The following is a 991-nucleotide window of genomic DNA, read 5'->3' on the forward strand; positions in this document are numbered from 1 at the left end:
CCTCTCATCAGCGTCTCCGACGACACCTCCGGGCCCGGTGACACCACCCCCCAGGTCATCTCTTCGACAGGGGGACACAGTCATGCCGGGGCCCGGAGGCCAGCGGCCCTCTTGCAGGACCGCGAAAAACATAACGGGGGCTGTTGCGGCAGCACTCGACGGTGACTGCACACCGGTCCGCCGATGCCTCACGGACCCGCCTGCCTGACTGTCTCCGGTCGGCGCAGACCTACGTTGGCCGCAATCACGAGGGGACAAGCGCTGAGACGGTCCCATGTGGCTGCGCCTGCTCGGCGGTGGGCGCACGGCCGAGACGAGCAGCCGGGCCGCGGAACGGCTGACGGTGCCGGTCCGCGGCCCGGGGATCGCGGGTCCTCGCAGGCTCCAGGACTCGCGGCGCACGCGGATCACGCCAGGTGACGTTGAGCCGGCTCCCGCGCGGCCGGGACTGCCTCCTTCGGTGGAAGCTGAAGGCCGGTGCCCGCCGCGTCGCTGTGCGCGCGAGACGGTGGACCCGCAGATGCGGTCGGGTGCCACCCTCAGGCACTCGACCGCACCCGTGCCCCGGGTCCCCCGACCTGGACTCGGGGGGTTCTCGTCCTACTCCTTCACCGCACCACCGGTGAGTCCGCGGACGAAGGTCCGCTGGAGGAGGACGAAGGCGAGGACGACCGGGATCGCGGCCAGCACGGAGCCGGCCATCAGGAGATCCCAGCGGGGGGCGAACTGGTTCTGGAACTGGGCCAGTCCGACGGGCAGCGTGCGCAGCATCTCGTTGTTTGTGACCAGCGAGGGCCAGGCGAACTCGCCCCAGGTCCACATGAACTTCAGCACCGCGACGGTGCCCAGTGCCGCCCAGGAGTTGGGGAGCAGGATGCTCACCAGGGTGCGCAGCCGGCCGGCGCCGTCGATGGCGGCGGCCTCGTCGAGCTGGACGGGCAGCGTCACGAAGTGCTGGCGCAGCAGGAAGATGCCGGTGGGGCTGGCCAGG

General features: G+C 71.0%; 1 protein-coding gene. It reads right to left on the reverse strand.

Annotated features, from left to right (window positions below):
• Window positions 1-600: 600 nt before the first annotated feature.
• Window positions 601-991, reverse strand: a 391-nt coding sequence (locus PUR61_RS17885; RefSeq protein ID WP_329879884.1) for a carbohydrate ABC transporter permease, incomplete at its 5' end; no start/stop codon positions are given.

This window comes from Streptomyces sp. BE20 (genome assembly GCF_036322525.1).
In the GTDB taxonomy this organism is placed as follows: domain Bacteria; phylum Actinomycetota; class Actinomycetes; order Streptomycetales; family Streptomycetaceae; genus Kitasatospora.